Below are 18826 nucleotides of genomic sequence, written 5' to 3' on the forward strand. Positions count from 1 at the left end.
GCGCTACCCCGGCGGGTTTTCGCCACGAAGCCGAGCTCTCAACTGCTCTCGGTCCCGGCGGCGTCGTTCGTCGAAAGCGGCGATACTGGCGGTGGCCCGGCGCCGCAACGGTGTGAACAACCAGATGCCCAATGGCAGCGCGATCACGATCGCGAACGCCAACGCGATATAGAGCGGGAAGTCGTGCACGCCGGCCACGCGGGCGACGCCGTAGATCAGCGCGGTCAGGCCGGCGACCAGAAGAAGCCGGGCCAGCGCGTAAAGCACCACGTCACGTACCAGCCGAGGCCCCGGCCTCCCGTCGGACCCCTCATCGTTGCCTTCTGCTCTTCGCGCAAGCGGCTCATCGCTGCCTTCTGCTCTTCGCGCAAGCGGCTCATCGCTGCCTTCTGCTCTTCGCGCAAGCGGCTCATCGCTGCCTTCTGCTCTTCGCGCAAGCGGCTCATCGTTGTCCACCGCCCGAGCCTATCCACGCGCGTATATTCGACCCAAGGAGGTGTTCACGCTGGTATACCTGCTCATCATCTTGCTGATCCTGGCCAGCCTCATCTACGTCGGTTGGCGGATGGCGCAGGCTGCGCGCGCGCCTCGGCACCGAACCCGCGTCATCGGCCCGGACGACGATCCCGAATTCCTGTGGCGGCTCGGCCGGGGCAACGACGACACGACCAAGCGTTAAGCGAAGCCCTCCGGCCGGCCGCTCGGAAAGCCGTCGGCCACAACCGCGGCCAGTTCGATCAGTGCCCGCTGGGTCGCCGGCTTCAACCGATCCAAACTGATCTCGGCACCCGCTTCGAGATGAGGGTCGAACGGCACCAACCGCACCGCGCGGCACCGCCGCGAGAAATGGTCGATCACCTTCTGCAGATCCACTTTGCCCGAGCGGGGCCGCACCGCGTTGATCACCGCGACCGAGTTGCGCACCATCTCCTGATGTCCATGCGCGTCGAGCCAGTCCAGCGTCGCTGACGCGCTGCGGGCACCGTCGACGGAACCCGAACTGATCACGATCAAAACGTCGGCTTTCGACAGCACTGCCGACATCGCCGAATGCATCAGCCCAGTACCGCAATCGGTGAGCACCAGGCTGTAGAAGCGTTCGAGAATGTCGAGCGTGCGGGCGTAGTCCTCTGAGCTGAACGCCTCCGAGACGGCCGGATCGCTCTCGGAGGCCAACACTTCCAGGCGGCTCGGCCCTTGCGACGTGTAGCGGCGGACGTCGCTGTAGCGCTGAATGCCTTCGGCGTCACGCAGCAGGTGGCGCACGGTCGCGGGCGTCTCCAGCGGCACCTTCTGGCTGAGCGTTCCCCGGTCGGGGTTGGCGTCGACGGCGACGACCCGATCCCCACGAATCGTCGCAAATGTGCCACCTAGCGCCGCGGTGATCGTGGTCTTGCCGACGCCGCCTTTCAACGACAGCAGGGCAATTCGATAGCAGCCCTGCAGCGGCCGATTGACTTGCGCGAGCAGATTGTTGCGGTGCGCGTCCTTCGGGCTCTCGCCCAGGTTCACCGCCTTGAAGGTGGCGAGATACAACCATTTTCGCCAGCCGCTCGACGGCGGCGGCTTCGTCGGGCGCAACAACTCCGTGGTGGTCAGGTCCTCGGAGGTGGGCGGTGGGGGTGGCGGTTGATACGGGGGTGGCGCCGGCTGCGGGAAGCCGGTGGGCGGAGTCGCGGTGGCCCAGTGCGGCGGCGGCTGACTGTGACGGCCGTTGCTGCCCCGCACCGGCCCCGTGGTGGGCTCGTCGAAGCGCTGCTGTGCGCGAAAGCCGCCGGTGTCGAAGCCGTCAGGCACGCCCTGTCCCCCTAGCTCGTCTTTCCTTCGCGCACGACACTAGCGCAGCGATCAGCCGACTCCCGCGTACGAATGCAGGCCGACCGTCACCAAATTGATGAAAAACAGGTTGAACACCATCGCGACGAAGCCGACGACGTTGATCCACGCCGCCTTCTTGTCGCGCCAGCCCGCGGTGGACCGCGCGTGCAGGTACGCCGCATACACCACCCACGCAATGAACGACACCGTCTCCTTGGGGTCCCAGCCCCAGTAGCGACCCCATGCCTCCTCCGCCCAGATCGCTCCGAAGATCACCCCGAAGCCGAACACCGGAAACGCGAAAATCGTTGTGCGGTAAGCGATCCGATCAAGGATTTGAGCATCGGGCAGCTTCTGCACGACACGCGCCAACAGGCCCTCCGTATCGGGCTGGCTGAATCTGCTCATCCGCAACAGGAACAGGATGCTCGCGACGCCGGCGACCAGGAACACCCCCGAACCGAGGCTGACCACCGACACGTGAATCGGCAGCCAATACGACTGCAGCGCAGGCATCACCGGCGCGGCGGTGGCGTAGAGCCAGCGGCCCGAAATCGTCAGCAAGATCAACACCGGCAACAGCACGAACACCCACAGCGGGCGGTACTGCCGACGTCGCAACACAACCGCGGCGGCCACCAACCCGGACAGGCATGTCAGGTTGATGAACTCGTACATGTTGCCCCACGGCGCACGCATGGTGGCGAACCCGCGCAGCGCCACGCAGGCGAACAGCAAGCCGATTCCGACGTACACCAGCGCCAGGCCGGCGCCGCCGACGCGCTCGTCGAATGGTCGCGCCGGATCGTCGGCCACGCCGGGTGCGGAACCGTCGCCGCCGACGCCGGCCGCGACCAACTCCCGCGCCTCGGCCTTGCGGCTGCGGCTGTAGGCCAACTCGAACGCCAACAGCAGCAGCGCCCCGACCAGCACGACGGTGGACGACGTGAAGGCCCAGTCCGAATAGGTCGCCAGCGTCACGTCGACGTGCTCGGTATTCATGCGCGATCCGCCTTCGCTTCTCGCTCGGTATTCATGCGCGATCCGCCTTCGCTTCTCGTTGGCTCGGGCGCCGCCCGGTCCGGCAGCAGGCGCGTGACCAGCCGTTCGAACTCGTCACCCCAGCCGGAGTTGTCGGTGCGGGCCAAGCCGCCCAGCTCGACGTTCACGGTACCGACGATGTCTGACGGAACGATCCGGACCCAGATCCGTCGCCGCCTGACCACCAGCGACACCAACAAACCGGCCATCATCGTCAACGCGAACACGAGCACCCAGATCTGGCCCGGATCATGGGAGACCTGGAGGTTGACGAACGGCACGGCGCCGTCGAATCGCACCACGGTCCCGTCGTCGAGCCGCACCTGCTCGCCGGCCCGCAGATTGACGCGCGCCACTTTGGCGAGCCGGCCCTGATGCATCAGCGCCGGGTCGAGCGAGAACAGCGACTGCGGCTTGCCGGTGTCCAAACCGGCGTCACCGCGGTAGACGTCGACGGCCACGGCCGGGGCGTTGAGCGTCGGGAAGCTCGACGACAGCAGCGTGCCGTCCAGCTGCTCGGTGGGCGCGAACAACCCCTGGATCGCGATCTGGTGCTTGCGACGTTCATTGGGATCGGGATAGGTGCCGCCCGGCGGGTCGAACCGCATCGCGCCCGACGAGAGCAGCGTCCGCGGGTCATCAGGGCGCCACTGCACGGTCTGGGTGCGGGTCTGCCCGTCGCGGAACGTCACCGTGAACGTCGGCGCGTAGCCGTGGCCTTGCAGGTAGATCCGGTCGCCCTCGACGCGCAGCGGGTGGTTGACCTCCAGCCGGTACGGCCGCCACCTGCCGGCGGTCACGTCGTCGCCGGCTTGATAGTCGATGTTCGCGGCGAACGACGTCGCCTGCCCCGATGGCAGATAATGTGCTTGAAAATCGTTGACTCGCAGACAAATCGGGTTCAGCGATGTGCCGTCGACGGTGTTGCCGGCACGAAACGAGTCGAACGCCGCGGGTGATGCGGAGCAGAATCCGGGACCGCCGTCGGCGATCACCACGACATTGCCCTCGTAACCGAAGAGCTTCCCGACCGCCACCGCCACCAGCAAGCCCAGCAGCGAGAAGTGGAACACCAGGTTGCCGAACTCGCGCAGATAACCTTTCTCCGCTGAGATTTCGACGACGTCGTCGCTGCGGCGGATGACACGGCGCCACCCGCCGAGGCGGTCGTCGATCTCGGCGGCAAGCGCTTCCGGTTCCGCCTCGAGCCGGCGCTCGGCATGCTTGGGCAGCCGAGAAAGGTTGCGCGGCGCGGCAACCGGAGTGGCGCGCAAGCTCTTGACGTGGTCGACCATCCGCGGTGCCAGGCACCCGACCAGCGACACGAACAACAGGACGTAGATGGCGGTGAACCAGAAGCTCGAGAACACGTCGAATGCCTGCAGCCGGTCAAGCCACGGTCCGATCGTCGGATGCTCGTCGATGTACTGGATAACCTTGGTCTGATTGAGGTTTCGTTGCGGCAGCAGAGCACCGGGCACGGCGCCCAGAGCAAGCAGGAACAAGAGCACAAGCGCGGTGCCCATCGACGTCAGCGCCCGCCAGGTGTTGCGGGCCCATGCGATAGCGCGCCTCATATCGGCAGCCTCACGTCTGTGACGAACGCGTCGCGCACCCAGGCAATGAAGTCGTTCCAGACTCCGGTGACCAGTGCCAGGCCCACCGCGATCAGCAGTGCTCCGCCGAAGATCTGGATCGCGCGGGTGTGCCGGCGCAGCCAGCCGAGCCCGCGCACAGCCCACGCCGACCCGAATGCCAATACCACGAACGGAATTCCGAGACCCAGACAGTACGCCACCACCAGCAGCACGCCCCGCGTGACGCTGGCCCCGTCGGTGGCCGACGCGACCGCGACCACCCCGGTCAGCGTCGGACCCAGACACGGCGTCCAGCCCAGCGCGAACACCGCACCGAGCAACGGGGCACCCGCCACAGTCGACAGGCGGCGCGGCGTGAACCTGGCTTGGCGCTGCAACGCGGGAATGAACCCGATGAACACCAGCCCCATCACGATCGTCAGGACGCCGCCGATGCGTTGCAGCAGAAGCTGATTGGTGATCAGTGTCGTGGTCATCCCGAGCACCGCGACCGTGCCCAGCACAAACACCGTGGTGAAGCCGGCCACGAACAAGACCGCCGAGCCGGCCACTCGCCAGCGGGCGGTCCTGACGGCGACGTTTCCGTGCGCCTGCTCTTCGCCGACGACCGCGGCGAGATACGACAGATAGCCCGGCACCAGCGGCACCACACACGGCGACGCGAACGACACCAGACCCGCCAGCGCGGCTACCCCGACCGCGACGAGCAGTGGCCCGGCGGCGGCGAGATGAGCGAAACCCGTCACTGCACTCCCGGTTTCGGTTGCTCAGCCGCCAGCCGCTGCACCACCGGCAGCAAGTCCTCGGCAAGCAACTCACGCAGGAACACCGCTGCGACTCGGTGCTGGCGGTCCAGCACCAGGGTGGACGGGATCACGGTGGTGGGGAACTTGCCACCGAACGCGATCATCGTGCGCATCGCCGGGTCGTAGATGGACGGATAGCCGATCTTGCGGTCGACGACGAAATCCTTTGCGGCGTCACGGTTGCTGTCGCGCACGTCGATACCCAGAAACGCCACGCCGTCACGCCGGGTGGCGTCGTAGACCTTCTGCAGTTCCGCAGTTTCGGCGCGGCAGGGGCCGCACCACTGTCCCCAGATGTTGACGACGACCACCTGACCGCCGAAGTCGTTGAGCCCGACCGTCTTTGCGGGGTCCATCAAGCTTGGCCCAGCTAGGTCGCCCGGGCGACGGCGGGTGTCGGGCGGGTCGTAGAAGATATCGGTTTGGCCACCCGGCGCGACGAACTGGAACGTGCCGCCCTGGGCGACGGCGTCGTCACCGGTGGAGCAGGCGGTCGACAGTGCCGCCACAGCCGCCAGCGAAGCAATCAGCCGACGCCCAGTCATTCCGCGGCCGGTTCCCAGTAGTTCGCGCGAATGAAATTCTCGCCGTCGAACACCAATGACGTCAACGACGCCAGATCACACTGGCGCTTGCGCGGGTCATGCCACAGCCGCCTGTTTTCCAGATGCCGCCGCAGCGTCCACACCGGCAGTTGATGGCTGACCACTACGGCCTCGTGCCCGGCTGCTTTCGCGCGCGCCTTCTCGATCGCGGTGCGCATGCGCGCGGCGATCTCCTTGTACGGCTCTCCCCACGACGGCCGGAACGGGTTGACCAGATAACGCCAATTGCGCGGATCCCGCAGCGCGCCGTCGCCAGGTGAAACACGTTGTCCCTCGAACACGTTCACTGACTCGATCAAGTCTGGGTCAGTCACCACGTCCAACCCGTGGCGGGCAGCGATCGGCTCGGCCGTCTCCTGCGCCCGCTGCAGCGGCGAGGCCACTACCAAGACGATGTCGTTGTCGGCCAGCGCGTCGGCCACCGCCTGGGCCTGCGCGCGACCCCGTTCGGAAAGTCTGTAGCCGTCCAGCCGGCCGTACAGGATCTTGTCGGGATTGTGCACTTCGCCATGTCGCATCACGTGCACGGTCGTGGTCTCTGCCATCACGCCTCCGGTCGTGGGGCTCTCGCCGCGGCCCGGGCGGCCGCGGGCAGCGCAGCCTCGATGCGGTAGAACGCCTCTTCGTCGAGAACCGCTGAGACGAACCAGGTTTCGAATGGGCTCGGGGGCGCGTAGACGCCGCCGTCGAGCAGCGCATGAAAGAACGCCGGATATCGCCACGTCTGACTGGCCTTGGCCGAGGCGAAGTCGTTGACCGGACGGTCACCGAAGAACACCGACAGGAAGTTCCCGGCACGCGGAATGGCGTGCGGCACACCGGCTTCCGCGAGGGAATCATGCAGTAGCTCCGCCAGTCGCTCGGCGTTGTAGTCCAGATTGCGGTACACGGATTCGTCGGCGGCGCGCAGCGTCGCCAGCCCGGCTGCCACCGCGACCGGGTTTCCGGACAAGGTGCCGGCTTGGTACACCGGGCCCAGCGGCGCCAACCGCTCCATCACCTCGGCGCGCCCCCCGAACGCCGCGGCCGGCAGCCCACCGCTCATCACCTTGCCGAAGGTGTACAGATCTGCCTGCACCGGCTCCAGCCCGTACCAGCCCGACGGGCTCACCCGGAAGCCGGTCATCACCTCGTCGCTGATCAGCAGCGCCCCGGCCTGTCGGGTGATGCGGCGCAACGCCTCGTTGTAGCCCGGCTCCGGCGCGACCGTGCCCATGTTGCCGGGGCAGGCTTCGGTGATGATGGCCGCGATCTCGGTGCCGAACCGGTCGAAGGCCTGCTCCACCGCGGCCACGTCGTTGTACGGCAGCACGATCGTGTCCGCGGCCGTCGCACCGGTGACCCCTGGCGTCGACGGCAGGCCCAGCGTCGCCACCCCGGAACCGGCGTCGGCAAGAAGCGCGTCGACGTGGCCGTGGTAGCAGCCGGCGAATTTGACGATCTTGGGCCGGCCGGTGAACCCGCGGGCCAGCCGCACCGCGCTCATGGTGGCCTCGGTGCCGGAGTTGACCAGCCGGACCCGCTCGGCCGGTGGCACGCGGCGGCTGATCTCCGCGGCGAGCTCGGTCTCCGCGGGTGTGGGCGCACCGAAGCTCAAGCCGGTGGAGGCGGCGCGCTGCACGGCCTCGACGACGGCTGGGTGGGCGTGGCCGAGGATCATCGGGCCCCACGAGCAGACGAGATCGACGTAGCGGTTGCGGTCGGCGTCGACGAGCCAATAGCCGCGGGCCGACGTGATGAACCGCGGCGTGCCCCCAACCGATTTGAAAGCCCGCACCGGCGAGTTCACGCCGCCCGGGATCACGTCGCAGGCTTGGGCGAACAGACGGGCGGAAACAGCGGTGCGTGCGGCGCCGTCGTCGAAGCGGACCTGCTCAGCGCTGCACATGGAACCAGTGTCCCAGCTGCAGGCCAGGCGCTGACTACAGGGTGTAGGACCTCTAGCCGCTGCCGGACGAAATCTTCGCCACGGCCGTCAGATGGTCGTTGGCGGCGTTCGCGTGCGTGACGAGCGCGTCGATGTCGGGCGAATCGGCCAGACAGGCTTGCGACGCGGCGTTGATCTCACTGACCGCGGCCTGCGCCTCGTCGGTGAGCGCCTGCTTCGGGGCGGGCAGGGTTGCCGCGAACCGGGCGCCGGCGCTGCTCAGCTGGCGGCATGCGGACTGCGTGGCACCGATGTCCGAAGCGTTCAGCGCGTCGCCCAGGCTGCCCAGCGCCTGCTGGATCGCCTGGAACGGTGCGTTGGCCTTGCTACCCCAGTCGGTGCTGTTCTCGGCCGGGCGTGGCTTCTGCGTCTGCCCGATAGCCGAACGAGGCTGGGGTACGGGCTTCGGCCCGAAGATCGGCCGCGGCACCCATGGCGTAGCGGTGGCTGCCGCCGTGGGCGACGAGACCACCGGCGCGCCCTCCGGCGCCACCGCGGCCACGACACTGGCGATCACCCCCGCAGAAACCGCAGCCGCGATTCCCGCCCACTTCGTACGGGTCGACATCGATGTCCCCCTGCGTTCGCGAAATTGCCGAAAACCGACTGTAAGCGACGCAGGCGGTCCCGCTCGTCGAATGCGAGATCTAGTGACTTAGGTCCTCGCCGGAGTGAGCGCGAAGACGGGATGGACAGGCACTTTCTGCGGTTCCTTGGTGCTCCGCTTCGTCACCGTCAGCGTTTCCGTGTTCGCCATGCCGCTGGCCATCGCGAGCCGGTTGAAGATCTTGGCAGTGAACCACGGCGGCTTGAGGTAGGCCATGCCCACGAGTTTGATGGTCACCATGCAACTGCCGCAATGGCTTGCCCGGTTCAATCGCCGCGTCACAAACCCGATTCAGCGGCTGTGGGCGGGCTGGCTGCCGGCGATGGGCATCCTCGAACACGTCGGCCGGCGGTCGGGCAGGGTCTACCGCACGCCGCTGAACGTGTTCAGCACCCACGACGGTGTCGCGATAGTGCTGACCTACGGGCCCGACCGCGACTGGCTGAAGAACTTGACATCTGCCGGCCGGGGCCGAATGCAGCGCCACGGCAAGACGTTCACCGTGACCGATCCTCGGGTGATGCCGAAATCTGTGGCGGCGCCGTCGGTGAAGGGCCTGTGGCGGCCGATCTTCGCCAGGCTGCCGTTCGAGTACGCAGTGCTGCTGAAGAAAGATGACGCATGAGCGATTTCGCGCGCCGGCGGGCCCGGTTCAACCGGCAGGTGGTCAACCGGCTGGTCCGGCCGATCAGCGGCTGGGTGTCGATGTGGTCGATCATCGAGCACGTCGGACGACGCTCGGGCAAGACCTACCGCACGCCGGTGTCCGTTTTCCGCACTCACGACGGCGTCGCCGTGCTGTTGCCGTACGGAACCGACAGCGACTGGGTGCGCAACGTGCAGGCGGCCAACGGCGCTCGAGTGATGTTGAACGGCAAGACGTTTCGGGTGACGAATCCCCGAATTGTGCCGACCGCCGAAGCGGTGGAGTCGGTCAAGCCGCCCTGGCGGCAGATCATGAAGGCGACGGGCATCAAGTCGACGCTGCTGCTGACCCGAGCGTGAACTCCTGGCGAGGCGCCTCGGCGTGTCGCCGCCGTGGACGCACGTTGGTGATCCGCTCCGGCGCCGACCGCTACGCCGGAACGGCGCGCAGCGCGGCGGGCAGACTCGGCAGGAAATGGGCGGCGGCGAATGCTTTGATGTCGTCGGCCGTCTCCAGCGGTGTCGACGACGGCAACAGCAGCGCCATCAGCGCGTAGCGCAGGATGACGTCCGCGAGCTCGCCGACGGCCTGATCGCCGATCCGCTCGGCGAACCCGGCCGGGAAGATGACTCGCAGCGCCTCGGCCATCCGCTCGACCGCCGCGGGCCAGTGCTGGTGGGCCAGCGCCAGCGTGAGCGCAGGCTCGTCAGTGATCATCCGATTCAGCACCCGATGCCGGCGCAGCTGCAGGATCGCCGAGGTGAACGCTTCCACATAGTAATTACTCTGCGGCCCACGGCTTTTCAGCTGCTGAGCGATGTCGGCGAAGAGCGCGGCGTTCTCGCGGTCGATGACCGCGAGAACGAGTTGGTCACGGTTGGTGAAGCGCCGGTAGATCGTCATGCGGCTCACGCCGGCGCGCCGGGCGACGTCGTCGAGCGCCACCCGGCGGAACCCGTGGCGCTCGAATTCCACCATTGCCGCGTCCAGGATCGCGGTGGTGACGGGGTCAGCCAGCTGCTGCTCTGGCATATCCGGACCGCGCAAACTTGTTGTATCGCAACCGCATCGGCAAGCGGTCCCACAGCCAGTTGACCGGCCTCGACCGGCACAGCGCGGCGAACCGCTGATAGCGCCGTTCTTGACGGTCAGTCCACGGCAGACCCAGCAGAACCCGTGCCCGCGGCGGCAGACCGCCCGTCGTCAAGAAGGCCGCCACCGGATTGAACAGCGGCGCCGCTATCCGCCATACCAGCGGCGGAACACCTTTCGGGCACGGAAAACCCTTGGTGACGTAGCCGACGCCGTATTTCGCGGTGGGATGAGCGACCACGACCTTGTCGAGCATTGTGTCCCAATACTGTTCGAATGCAGCGTAATCGGTGGGCATCACTCGGTCGCTGACGCCGTAGCGGCGGTACCAGGTCTTGGACTCCAGATAGATCTGTTCCTTCTCGGCGCGGCTGAGCCGCTTGACGAAGGTGTCGGCGAAGTAGAGCACCTGCTCGACGAAGGTGGCGTGCGCCCAGAAATAGGTTTCCGGGTCCAGCGCGTGATAGCGGCCGCCGTCGGGCATCTCGCCCTTGATCTGGTGGTGGAAGTCGCGGACCTGGTGGCCTGGGTTGTCTGCGTCCGAGCCGTACACGGTGTTGAAGATCGGCGGCAGCGAGCGCTTGACGCGGGCGGCGGTGTCGGAGAAGAACACCGAGTGGTCGAGAACGCCCTGGCCGAGTTCGGCCAGCATGTTCTGCAGCACGGCCGGGCGGGGGCCGATCAGCAACATCCGGTTGTCGCCGAAATACCGCCACACCAGCGACTGCGGGCCCAGCGGCAACGCGTCGTCGGTGCCGGGCGTGGTCTGCGCGAGCTCAGTCATGGAGACGATGTTACAGACACTGCACTCTGTAACAACTGGCGGTGGCGCCGGAGCCGGGCGATGCCGACGACCGCGAGTGCACCGGCGGCGGTGCCGAGCATGAACGCCAGAACCAGCAGCGGCGGGTAGTACGCGACCGAACTGGTGGCGGGCTCGCCGTCGGCAACCGGCGAAACCACGACGGTCGATTGGGCCCCGAGCCAGCTGAGCACACAGCCGGCCGCCAAGGCGGCGGCCAGCACGAGCTCGACGATGGCGCGCTTCACGTGGCGGCGCCGGGGTTCTCGGCGCTGCGCTCCTGCACGAGTTCGATCAGCGCAGCTCGCAGTTCGCGATGCCGGCGCGCCCACGCCTGCACCGTGCGGTCCTCGGTGAGTTTGAGCCCGATGCCGAAGCGGCCGCGAGGCACCCCTGTCAGTTCGCCCAGCGCGCGGGCCGACTGCCATTTCGGCGGATCCGCCTCTTTGTCGGCCTCGGGGAAAACCCGCACGATCGCGCTGACGTCGATGGTCTCGGTGCCCTGGCGCAGGGTCTCGCGGGTGAGCTCGACCGAGGTGTGGATTCGCGCGGCCTTGATCTGGATGGCGAGGAACCCTGACACCATCACGAGGAAGAACGCCGGGATGATCAGCTGCGGACCGATTCCCGCGTTGACCTCGATGGCCAGCATGATCGCCGCCGCCAGCGGCCCGGCCAGCAACCACCACCAGCTGGCGCCCACCTCACGGAACAGCGGCGCCGACGGCGAGCCGTCAGTCACCCTGTGCCTCTGCATCCACGGCGTCGAACCACGTGGTCGCGGAGTCGCGGCTGGCCGCCACCGCCGCGACGAGCAACGCGATCGCCGCCGGCAGCGGCATCACGATGCCGAGCAGCAGCGCACACAACACCAGCAGCAGCACGATGCCGTACGACAGCGCGACGCATGCTCTTCGAAACCGCTTGTCGCCCTTGCGCGTTCGACCGACTAGGAAAGCGAGTAACGCTCCGGCGAGGATGAACAACACACCGAATCCACGGAAGACGAACGCCATCGAGCGGACCTGGTCCTCCGACAGGCTGGCAGTGGGAAAGCTGCCGACGAGCCGACCGTAGTCGGCAGTCACGGCCAGCAGTCCGCTGAGCACCAGCCAAATCGCCGCAACCACCCACGCCCAGATCGCGATCTGGACCGACACGGGGCGCGAACTGGCTGAGGTCATGATCGAACCACTTTATCGACTTTCAGCGCGTGAAATAGGCGTGTGCGTCTTTGCGGTGCAGCAGGTACACGCCGCCGAGGATCAGCACCGACCCGACGATGCCCGTGATCGCATAGACCACCGCGCCCAGCGTGGGGCGCTGCACGGTGAACAGGCTGGTGACGACGTAGATCACCGACGCGACGCCGCCGCCGGTCAGCAGCGTGCGCGCCCACCGGTAGCCCTGCCGCATCAGAAAAAGGAAGGTGACCACCAGCGCAGTCACCACGAACATCGCCAATCCGGTGATCGAGTAGACGACGACATTGTGCGGCACCTCCGGCGACGTCGCGGTGTCCACGGCCTCGCCGATCAGCAGCAGCGGCAGCGCCGACAGCCACAGCCCGAACCCGGTCCCGACGTCCACCGGCCGGGTGGGCGGCTCCTGCTGCTGCTCGGGGGATTCAGCCGAGCCAGTTGGCGACATCCGCGGCCCAGTACGTCAGCACGATGTCGGCGCCCGCGCGCCGAATGCTGGTGAGTGTTTCCAGCGCGGCCGCCCGCCCGTCGATCCAGCCGTTGGCAGCGGCGGCGCTGATCATCGCGTACTCACCCGAGACTTGGTATGCGGCGACCGGCACCGGTGAGACCTCGGCGGCGGCGCGCACCACGTCGAGGTACGCCATCGCGGGTTTGACCATGATGATGTCGGCGCCTTCGTCGATGTCCAGCGCGATTTCCCGGGCGGCTTCCCGCGCGTTGCCGGCGTCCTGCTGATAAGTGCGCCGGTCGCCGGACAGACTGGAGGCCACCGCTTCCCGGAACGGTCCGTAGAACGACGACGCGAACTTCGCCGCGTACGCGAGGATGGCGACGTCGGTGTGGCCTGCTGCGTCCAACCCGTCACGGATCGCCGCGACCTGGCCGTCCATCATGCCGCTGGGCGACACCACGTGTGCACCCGAATCCGCTTGTGCCACAGCCATTTCCACGTACCGCGACAGCGTCTGGTCGTTGTCGACCCGCCCGGAGAAGTCCACCAGTCCGCAGTGACCGTGGTCGGTGAACTCGTCGAGACAGGTGTCGGCCATCAGCACGGTGGCTGAGCCCAGCTCCTTGTTCAGCTCGCGCAGAGCCCGGTTCAACACTCCGTCGGCAGCAACGGCAGCCTCTCCGGTGGGATCCTTGTCCTGCTCGCGGGGAACGCCGAACAGCATGATCCCGCCGACGCCGGCGGCGACCGCGTCGGAAGCCGCCTGGCGCAGGCTGTCGTAGGTGTGTTGCACCACGCCGGGCATCGACGTGATCGGGCGAGGTTGGTCGATCCCGTCGGCGACGAACATCGGCAACACCAGATGCCTTGGCTGCAAGGTTGTTTCCGCGACGAGCCGACGAAGCGCCGGGGTCGAGCGAAGGCGGCGCGGACGCTGGCGGGGGAACCCCACCCCCTACCGCCTGCGGCTCTTCTTACGCGGCGGCGGCAGCGCGCCCTCGGCCCGCAGCCGCGCAGCGTGCTCGGCCAGCGCGTCGACCAGCGGCCCGATCTGCGCCACCTCCGGCTGCACGTCCACCCGCAACCCGAATTCGGCCGCGGTCTCGGCGGTCTTCGGCCCGATGCAGGCCACGATCGTGCGGGCGTGCGGCTTGCCAGCGATCCCGACCAGGTTGCGCACCGTGGAACTCGACGTGAAACAGACCGCGTCGAAGCCGCCGGACTTGATCATCTCCCGGGTCTCGGCCGGCGGCGGTGCCGCGCGGACCGTGCGGTACGCCGTGACGTCCTCGATCTCCCAACCGCGTTCGCGCAATCCCTCGGCCAACGTCTCGGTGGCGATGTCGGCACGCGGCAGCAACACACGGTTGACCGGGTCGAAAACGTCGTCGTAGGGCGGGAATTCGTCGAGCAGCCCCAGCGAACTCTGCTCGCCGGACGGCACCAGTTCGGGGGTGATCCCGAATGCCCGCACCCGGTCGGCGGTGGCCTGTCCCACGCAGGCGATCTTCACACCGGAGAACGCGCGGGCATCGAGGCCGAACTCGCCGAACTTCTCCCACACCGCGCGCACCGCGTTGGTGGACGTGAACACCACCCACTGGTAGCGCCCGTCGACCAGGCCCTTGACGGCCCGCTCCATCTGCGCGGGGCTGCGCGGCGGTTCGACCGCGATCGTCGGCACCTCGATGGGCACCGCGCCATGCCCGATCAGCCGCTCACTCATGTCGCCGGCCTGGTCCTTGGTGCGCGGCACCAGGACCGTCCAGCCGTACAGCGCCCGGCTCTCCCACCAGTTCAGCTTCGCGCGGTGGGCGACGGTGCGGCCGATCGTGACGATCAGCGGGCCCGTCAATGGTCCGGCGGGGTCCGACGCGCCCAGCGCTGCGGTGTCGGTCAGCGTCTGCAGTGTGCTCTCCACCGACCGCTGCTGGGTGGTCGTGCCGTGGGCGGTGACCACGCACTGCGTGGTCTCGTCGAGCCCGTAGTCGATCAGCGTGCGGGCGGCTTCCGCCAGGTGTTCGGCGGTGGCCTGCAGGATCAGCGGGCCCGGCGCCGCCGCCAACGCCGCCCAGTCGACATTGGGGTCGCGCACGTCGGCGACGGTGTGCGACGAACCCAGCGGCAGCCCCGCGTACGTCGGCACCGCGGTGCTCGCGGGCAGACCAGGAACGATTTCGAAATGCAGATGCGTCTTGGCCACGGCCTGCACCTCGGTGATCACCGCGTCCACCGATAGCGGGTCACCCGACACCAGCCGGACCACATCGATGCCGGCGCGCGCCTCGGCGGCCAGGGTCTTGGCCACCTCGGCCGGGTCGCCGAGCGCGGGGCGCACCTCGGGGACAGACGGCAGGTTCGGGTCCACCGTGTCGTCGGTGATGCCCGGATCCGGCGACGACAGCTTCGGCGGCTCAGGCAGAGTCGTCCCGACCAGCGCCAACACCTCGGCCGGCACGTCGGGATCGGTGAACACCAGCTCCGCGCACGCCAGTACCTGGCGTGCCCGCCCCGTCAGAAGGCCCGGGTCGCCGGGCCCCGAACCCACGAACACGACGCGTCCCGGCTTGGCCTTCCGCCCTCGCGTCATCTTTACCTCGCTTTACCCATTACTCGCGCTCACGCGCGGACATCAACTCCCGGGCACCCAGTTCGAACAGCTCGGCGGCAACAGAGCGGCCAAGCTCCGCAGCCTGCCCGGGCGTTCCGATCCCGGACGCACGGATCACGTCGGATCCGTCCAGCGTCGCCACGCAGCCGCGCAGTGACAGCTCGTCGAAGACGCGGCCGTCCTCGTCGATCGACTCGACCACCTCCGCGATCGCGCCGACCGGCGCGGAGCAACCCGCCTCCAGTTCGGCGAGCAGGACTCGTTCCGCGGTGACCGCTGCGCGCGTGTCGGCGTCGTCGAGCTTCGCCAACAGCGCCGCGAGCTTGGTGTCGCCGCTGCGGCACTCGACCGCGAGCGCACCCTGAGCCGGCGCGGGCAACATCTGCACCGGCTCGAGCGTCTCAGTCACATCCGCGAGGCGTCCGATGCGGGCCAAGCCCGCCCGGGCCACCACGACGCCGTCGAGATCACCGCTTACCACCCTGTTCAACCTGGTATCAAGGTTGCCTCTTAGGGGGCGGATTTCCAAACCGAGACCCAATGCTCTAAGCTGTGCGGCCCGCCGCGGGCTCGACGTGCCGATCACCGAGCCCGCAGGCAACTCGCCGAGCACCAAACCGTCCCGGGCCACCAGCGCGTCGCGCGGGTCTTCGCGCCGGGGAAGTGCGGCGATCGTGAACCGCGGGTCCGGGGCGGTCGGCAAGTCCTTGTAGGAGTGCACGGCCATGTCCACGCGGCCGTCGTGAATCGCCTCGCGCAGTGCTGCGGTGAACACGCCCACGCCGATCGTCGCAATCGGCTCAGCCGACCGGTCGCCCTCGGTGCTGATCGTGACCAGTTCCGCCGCGTGGCCCCGCGCGATGAGCGCGTCTCTGATGGCACCGGCCTGGGTGGTGGCCAACAAACTGCCCCGGGTGCCGATCCGTATGGTCAAGCGCTACCTGGGAGCTTCCGGTTCGATCGTCAGCGGCAGTTCGCCGGCCGCGACGGCGTCGACGGCCTGTGGGTCGAGTTCGAAGAGCTCACGCAGCGCCTCGGCGTAGGTGTCGCCGCCCGGCGCGCTGGCGAGCTGCTTGACCCGCACGGTCGGGGCGTGCAGAAGCTTGTCGACGACCCGGCGCACGGTGCGCGCGACCTCCTCGCGGTGGGCGCCGTCCAGACCGGGCAGGCGGTTGTCCAGTCGCAGCAGCTCAGCCTCGACCACCTCGGCGGCGCGCTGACGCAAAGCGGTGACGGTCGGGGTGACCTCCGCCATCCGCTGAGCCGAAAGGTATTGCGCGACTTCAGAAGCCACGATCAGGCGGGCTGCTTCGGCGTCGGCCGCGGCGGCGCGCGCCGACGGCTCGCGCTGGATGCGGTCCATGTCGACGACGTGCACGCCGGGCAGCCCGGCGACGGCCGGGTCGACGTCGCGGGGCATGCCGAGATCGCAGATCACCAGCTGCCGCTCACTGCCGTGTGCCAGTCCGCGGTGCACGTCGGCGAGCGAAACCACCGGACGGACTGCGCCGGTACAGCAGACGACGAGATCGGCTTCGGCGAGCACGCCCGACAGGTGATCGAGCGACCACGCGTCGGCGTCGACGCCGACGTCGCGGAGATTGTGGGCCAGCCTGCGGGCCCGCGGCAGCGACCTGTTGACGACGCGCACGCGGGCCACGCCGGCGCGGGCCAGTTGCTTGGCGGACAGCGCTCCCATCGCACCGGCGCCGACGACGACAGCGGTGCGGCCGGCCAGCCCGTCCAGCCGCGTTTGCGCCATGCCCAGCGCCACCGACACCACCGAGGCGCCGGCAGCGTCGATGCTGGTTTCGCTGTGCACGCGCTTGCCCACCGACAGCGCACGCTGGGCCAGTTCGTGCAGCACCCGCCCGACCGTGCGATTGGCCTCCGCGGCCGCGTAGGCCCGCCGAACCTGCCCGAGCACCTGCTGTTCGCCGACCACGGCGGAATCCAGCCCGCTGGCGACCGCGAAGAGATGCTCGACGGCGGCTTCCGCGTAGCGCACGTAGGCGTATTTGGTCAGATCCTGCAGCGACATGCCCGAATGCTCGGAGAGCACCTGGCCGATCGCCGACAGGCCGCCATGGAACGCGTCGACGACCGCGTACACCTCGACGCGGTTGCACGTGGACAGCACCATGGCCTCGGTGATCAACGACGACTGCAGCAGCCGGTCGGCGATCTTCACCTGATCTGCTTCGTCGGTGCTCAATTGCTCGAGCACCGCTACTGGCGCGCTGCGGTGCGACACCCCGAAAAGCAGCACGCTCACGGCCGAATCACCACGGTATCCACGGTAATCGTTTGATGGTTAGCCGACCAAATTCCTCCGCCTTTTCCCGAAACGGTATTCCGCGCGGCCCGCTCTCGCACTTTCCCGCGGTGGCGTCAGTCTGGGTGAAGGTCAACGCGCCAGGTCCGCACGCAGCCGGAGCTCGTCGACCTCCCAGTAGCTGTGCTCATGCCCGTCGAGCAGCACTACCGGCAGCCGGTCACCGAACTCCGCACGCAGGCTTGGTCGGCCGTCGGCCGCCTCGGCGTCGACGTCGGTGACCGACAACTCGAAGCCCAGCTCGTCGGCAAGCTCGCGAAGCCGCCGCCGGGCCTGCTCGCACATCACGCACCCGTCCCGCGTCAGCAACGTCACCCGCCTGTTCACGTCGCAAGTATCCGCGGTCGGTGTCCTACTGTTGAACGGTGACGGAATCCGCCTCTCAGGATGTCGCCGGCAACGCCAGCGCAGAAGCCGCCGTCGCCGACCTCGCGGCCGATGTGGCCCGCCACGCCGAACTACCCGAACCGGCGCAGTCCGGTCCGCCGCCCCCGCCCGTCGACCTCACGGCCGCAGCGTTTTTCGACGTCGACAACACGTTGGTGCAGGGCTCGTCCCTGGTGCTGTTCGCCCGGGGACTGGCCGCCCGCAAGTACTTCAACTACAGCGACCTGCTTCGGTTCGTCTACGCGCAGGCCAAGTTTCAGTTCACCGGTCGAGAGAACAGCGACGACGTGGCCGAGGGCAGGCGAAAGGCGCTGGCGTTCATCGAAGGCCGCTCGACGGCCGAATTGGTGGCGCTCGGCGAGGAGATCTACGACGAGATCATCGCCGACAAGATCTGGCCGGGCACGCGAGCGCTGACTCAGATGCACCTCGACGCCGGCCAGCAGGTGTGGCTGGTCACCGCGACGCCGTACGAGCTGGCCAACATCATCGCCAAGCGGCTGGGTCTGACCGGCGCGCTGGGCACCGTCGCCGAATCCGTCGACGGCGTGTTCACCGGCCGGCTCGTCGGCGACATCCTGCACGGCAGCGGCAAGGCACACGCCGTGCGCTCGCTGGCCATCCGGGAAGGTCTGAACCTCAAGCGCTGCACGGCCTACTCGGACAGCTACAACGACGTGCCGATGCTGTCGCTGGTCGGGACCGCCGTCGCCATCAACCCGGACCATGCGCTGCGCGCTCTGGCCCGGCAACGCGGCTGGGAGATCCGCGACTTTCGCACCGCACGCAAAGCCGCCCGCATCGGGGTGCCGTCTGCGTTGGCGCTGGGCGCGGCGGGTGGCGCGCTGGCCGCGATCGCGTCGCGCCGCCACGGCGAGCAGTGAAACCGGCATTA

General features: G+C 68.1%; 25 protein-coding genes and 1 pseudogene. 4 read left to right on the forward strand and 22 right to left on the reverse strand.

What is annotated here, in order from left to right; all coding sequences use genetic code 11:
• Nucleotides 1-3: 3 nt before the first annotated feature.
• Both AC5Y4C_RS03395 and AC5Y4C_RS03400 read right to left on the reverse strand, forming a co-directional pair.
• Nucleotides 4-282, reverse strand: coding sequence for a DUF4229 domain-containing protein (locus AC5Y4C_RS03395; protein WP_499963500.1), 279 nt, complete (start codon nt 280-282; stop codon nt 4-6).
• Nucleotides 225-446, reverse strand: coding sequence for a hypothetical protein (locus tag AC5Y4C_RS03400; RefSeq protein WP_499963502.1), 222 nt, complete (start codon nt 444-446; stop codon nt 225-227). The genes AC5Y4C_RS03395 and AC5Y4C_RS03400 overlap by 58 nt, the downstream gene beginning before the upstream one ends.
• Nucleotides 447-505: 59 nt before the next feature.
• On the opposite strand from AC5Y4C_RS03400, the gene AC5Y4C_RS03405 reads away from it, so the two are divergent.
• Complete coding sequence (locus AC5Y4C_RS03405) at nt 506-679, forward strand: hypothetical protein (RefSeq protein WP_499906345.1); 174 nt, start codon at nt 506-508, stop codon at nt 677-679.
• On the opposite strand, the gene AC5Y4C_RS03410 is transcribed toward AC5Y4C_RS03405, so the two are convergent.
• The 9 genes and pseudogenes from AC5Y4C_RS03410 to AC5Y4C_RS03450 form a co-directional block, all read right to left on the reverse strand.
• Nucleotides 676-1797, reverse strand: coding sequence for a MinD/ParA family ATP-binding protein (locus AC5Y4C_RS03410; RefSeq protein ID WP_499963451.1), 1122 nt, complete (start codon nt 1795-1797; stop codon nt 676-678). The genes AC5Y4C_RS03405 and AC5Y4C_RS03410 overlap by 4 nt on opposite strands.
• 51 nt (nt 1798-1848) lie before the next feature.
• Entirely contained in the window at nt 1849-2820 is a 972-nt protein-coding gene (ccsB, locus tag AC5Y4C_RS03415; RefSeq protein WP_499963453.1) for a c-type cytochrome biogenesis protein CcsB, read from the reverse strand.
• Nucleotides 2817-4436 (reverse strand): cytochrome c biogenesis protein ResB, encoded by a 1620-nt coding sequence (gene resB, locus AC5Y4C_RS03420; protein ID WP_499963455.1) that lies wholly within the window; start codon nt 4434-4436, stop codon nt 2817-2819. Before resB ends, ccsB begins: the two co-directional genes overlap by 4 nt.
• Entirely contained in the window at nt 4433-5203 is a 771-nt protein-coding gene (locus AC5Y4C_RS03425) for a cytochrome c biogenesis CcdA family protein (protein WP_499905825.1), read from the reverse strand. Before AC5Y4C_RS03425 ends, resB begins: the two co-directional genes overlap by 4 nt.
• On the reverse strand, nt 5200-5808 hold the full coding sequence (locus AC5Y4C_RS03430) for a TlpA disulfide reductase family protein (protein ID WP_499905823.1): 609 nt from the start codon (nt 5806-5808) through the stop codon (nt 5200-5202). Before AC5Y4C_RS03430 ends, AC5Y4C_RS03425 begins: the two co-directional genes overlap by 4 nt.
• A complete protein-coding gene (locus tag AC5Y4C_RS03435; RefSeq protein ID WP_499963457.1) occupies nt 5805-6413 on the reverse strand; it encodes a histidine phosphatase family protein in 609 nt (202 codons plus the stop codon). The genes AC5Y4C_RS03430 and AC5Y4C_RS03435 overlap by 4 nt, the downstream gene beginning before the upstream one ends.
• Nucleotides 6413-7756 (reverse strand): glutamate-1-semialdehyde 2,1-aminomutase, encoded by a 1344-nt coding sequence (gene hemL / locus AC5Y4C_RS03440; RefSeq protein WP_499963458.1) that lies wholly within the window; start codon nt 7754-7756, stop codon nt 6413-6415. The genes AC5Y4C_RS03435 and hemL overlap by 1 nt, the downstream gene beginning before the upstream one ends.
• Nucleotides 7757-7808: 52 nt before the next feature.
• Complete coding sequence (locus AC5Y4C_RS03445; protein ID WP_499963459.1) at nt 7809-8363, reverse strand: hypothetical protein; 555 nt, start codon at nt 8361-8363, stop codon at nt 7809-7811.
• Nucleotides 8364-8477: 114 nt separating this feature from the next.
• Nucleotides 8478-8618 (reverse strand): annotated as a pseudogene (locus AC5Y4C_RS03450) (nitroreductase family deazaflavin-dependent oxidoreductase); the annotation flags it as partial.
• Nucleotides 8619-8640: 22 nt separating this feature from the next.
• Here AC5Y4C_RS03450 and AC5Y4C_RS03455 point away from each other — a divergent pair.
• Both AC5Y4C_RS03455 and AC5Y4C_RS03460 read left to right on the forward strand, forming a co-directional pair.
• The gene (locus AC5Y4C_RS03455) at nt 8641-9027 is read left to right on the forward strand and encodes a nitroreductase family deazaflavin-dependent oxidoreductase (protein WP_499906343.1); all 387 of its coding nucleotides are present in this window, start codon (nt 8641-8643) and stop codon (nt 9025-9027) included.
• On the forward strand, nt 9024-9407 hold the full coding sequence (locus AC5Y4C_RS03460) for a nitroreductase family deazaflavin-dependent oxidoreductase (RefSeq protein ID WP_499963461.1): 384 nt from the start codon (nt 9024-9026) through the stop codon (nt 9405-9407). The genes AC5Y4C_RS03455 and AC5Y4C_RS03460 overlap by 4 nt, the downstream gene beginning before the upstream one ends.
• Nucleotides 9408-9477: 70 nt before the next feature.
• Here AC5Y4C_RS03460 and AC5Y4C_RS03465 read toward each other — a convergent pair whose 3' ends face one another.
• The 11 genes from AC5Y4C_RS03465 to AC5Y4C_RS03515 all read right to left on the reverse strand — a co-directional run bounded on the left by AC5Y4C_RS03465 (nt 9478) and on the right by AC5Y4C_RS03515 (nt 17871).
• Nucleotides 9478-10080 (reverse strand): TetR/AcrR family transcriptional regulator, encoded by a 603-nt coding sequence (locus AC5Y4C_RS03465; protein ID WP_499963463.1) that lies wholly within the window; start codon nt 10078-10080, stop codon nt 9478-9480.
• Entirely contained in the window at nt 10058-10924 is an 867-nt protein-coding gene (locus AC5Y4C_RS03470; RefSeq protein ID WP_499963465.1) for an oxygenase MpaB family protein, read from the reverse strand. The genes AC5Y4C_RS03465 and AC5Y4C_RS03470 overlap by 23 nt, the downstream gene beginning before the upstream one ends.
• A complete protein-coding gene (locus AC5Y4C_RS03475) occupies nt 10921-11190 on the reverse strand; it encodes a hypothetical protein (RefSeq protein ID WP_499963467.1) in 270 nt (89 codons plus the stop codon). The genes AC5Y4C_RS03470 and AC5Y4C_RS03475 overlap by 4 nt, the downstream gene beginning before the upstream one ends.
• Nucleotides 11187-11684: a transport-regulating membrane protein Mce1N gene (gene mce1N / locus AC5Y4C_RS03480; RefSeq protein ID WP_499905797.1), complete on the reverse strand. Its 498-nt coding sequence runs from the start codon at nt 11682-11684 to the stop codon at nt 11187-11189. The genes AC5Y4C_RS03475 and mce1N overlap by 4 nt, the downstream gene beginning before the upstream one ends.
• On the reverse strand, nt 11677-12126 hold the full coding sequence (locus AC5Y4C_RS03485; RefSeq protein ID WP_499963468.1) for a hypothetical protein: 450 nt from the start codon (nt 12124-12126) through the stop codon (nt 11677-11679). Before AC5Y4C_RS03485 ends, mce1N begins: the two co-directional genes overlap by 8 nt.
• A gap of 22 nt (nt 12127-12148) precedes the next feature.
• The gene (locus AC5Y4C_RS03490; RefSeq protein WP_499914427.1) at nt 12149-12592 is read right to left on the reverse strand and encodes a hypothetical protein; all 444 of its coding nucleotides are present in this window, start codon (nt 12590-12592) and stop codon (nt 12149-12151) included.
• On the reverse strand, nt 12570-13550 hold the full coding sequence (gene hemB, locus AC5Y4C_RS03495) for a porphobilinogen synthase (RefSeq protein ID WP_499914426.1): 981 nt from the start codon (nt 13548-13550) through the stop codon (nt 12570-12572). Before hemB ends, AC5Y4C_RS03490 begins: the two co-directional genes overlap by 23 nt.
• Nucleotides 13551-13553: 3 nt before the next feature.
• On the reverse strand, nt 13554-15188 hold the full coding sequence (locus AC5Y4C_RS03500) for a bifunctional uroporphyrinogen-III C-methyltransferase/uroporphyrinogen-III synthase (RefSeq protein WP_499905788.1): 1635 nt from the start codon (nt 15186-15188) through the stop codon (nt 13554-13556).
• Between the two features lie 19 nt (nt 15189-15207).
• Nucleotides 15208-16137, reverse strand: coding sequence for a hydroxymethylbilane synthase (gene hemC, locus AC5Y4C_RS03505; protein ID WP_499914471.1), 930 nt, complete (start codon nt 16135-16137; stop codon nt 15208-15210).
• Nucleotides 16138-16146: 9 nt separating this feature from the next.
• Entirely contained in the window at nt 16147-17484 is a 1338-nt protein-coding gene (locus tag AC5Y4C_RS03510; protein WP_499905786.1) for a glutamyl-tRNA reductase, read from the reverse strand.
• A gap of 132 nt (nt 17485-17616) precedes the next feature.
• Nucleotides 17617-17871, reverse strand: coding sequence for a glutaredoxin family protein (locus AC5Y4C_RS03515; protein ID WP_499963472.1), 255 nt, complete (start codon nt 17869-17871; stop codon nt 17617-17619).
• Between the two features lie 38 nt (nt 17872-17909).
• On the opposite strand from AC5Y4C_RS03515, the gene AC5Y4C_RS03520 reads away from it, so the two are divergent.
• Nucleotides 17910-18815 carry an HAD family hydrolase gene (locus AC5Y4C_RS03520; RefSeq protein WP_499963474.1) on the forward strand — a complete coding sequence of 302 codons (906 nt, stop codon included), beginning with the start codon at nt 17910-17912 and terminating at the stop codon, nt 18813-18815.
• The last annotated feature ends 11 nt before the right edge of the window (nt 18816-18826 follow it).

Source organism: Mycobacterium sp. NGS35 (genome assembly GCF_059812855.1).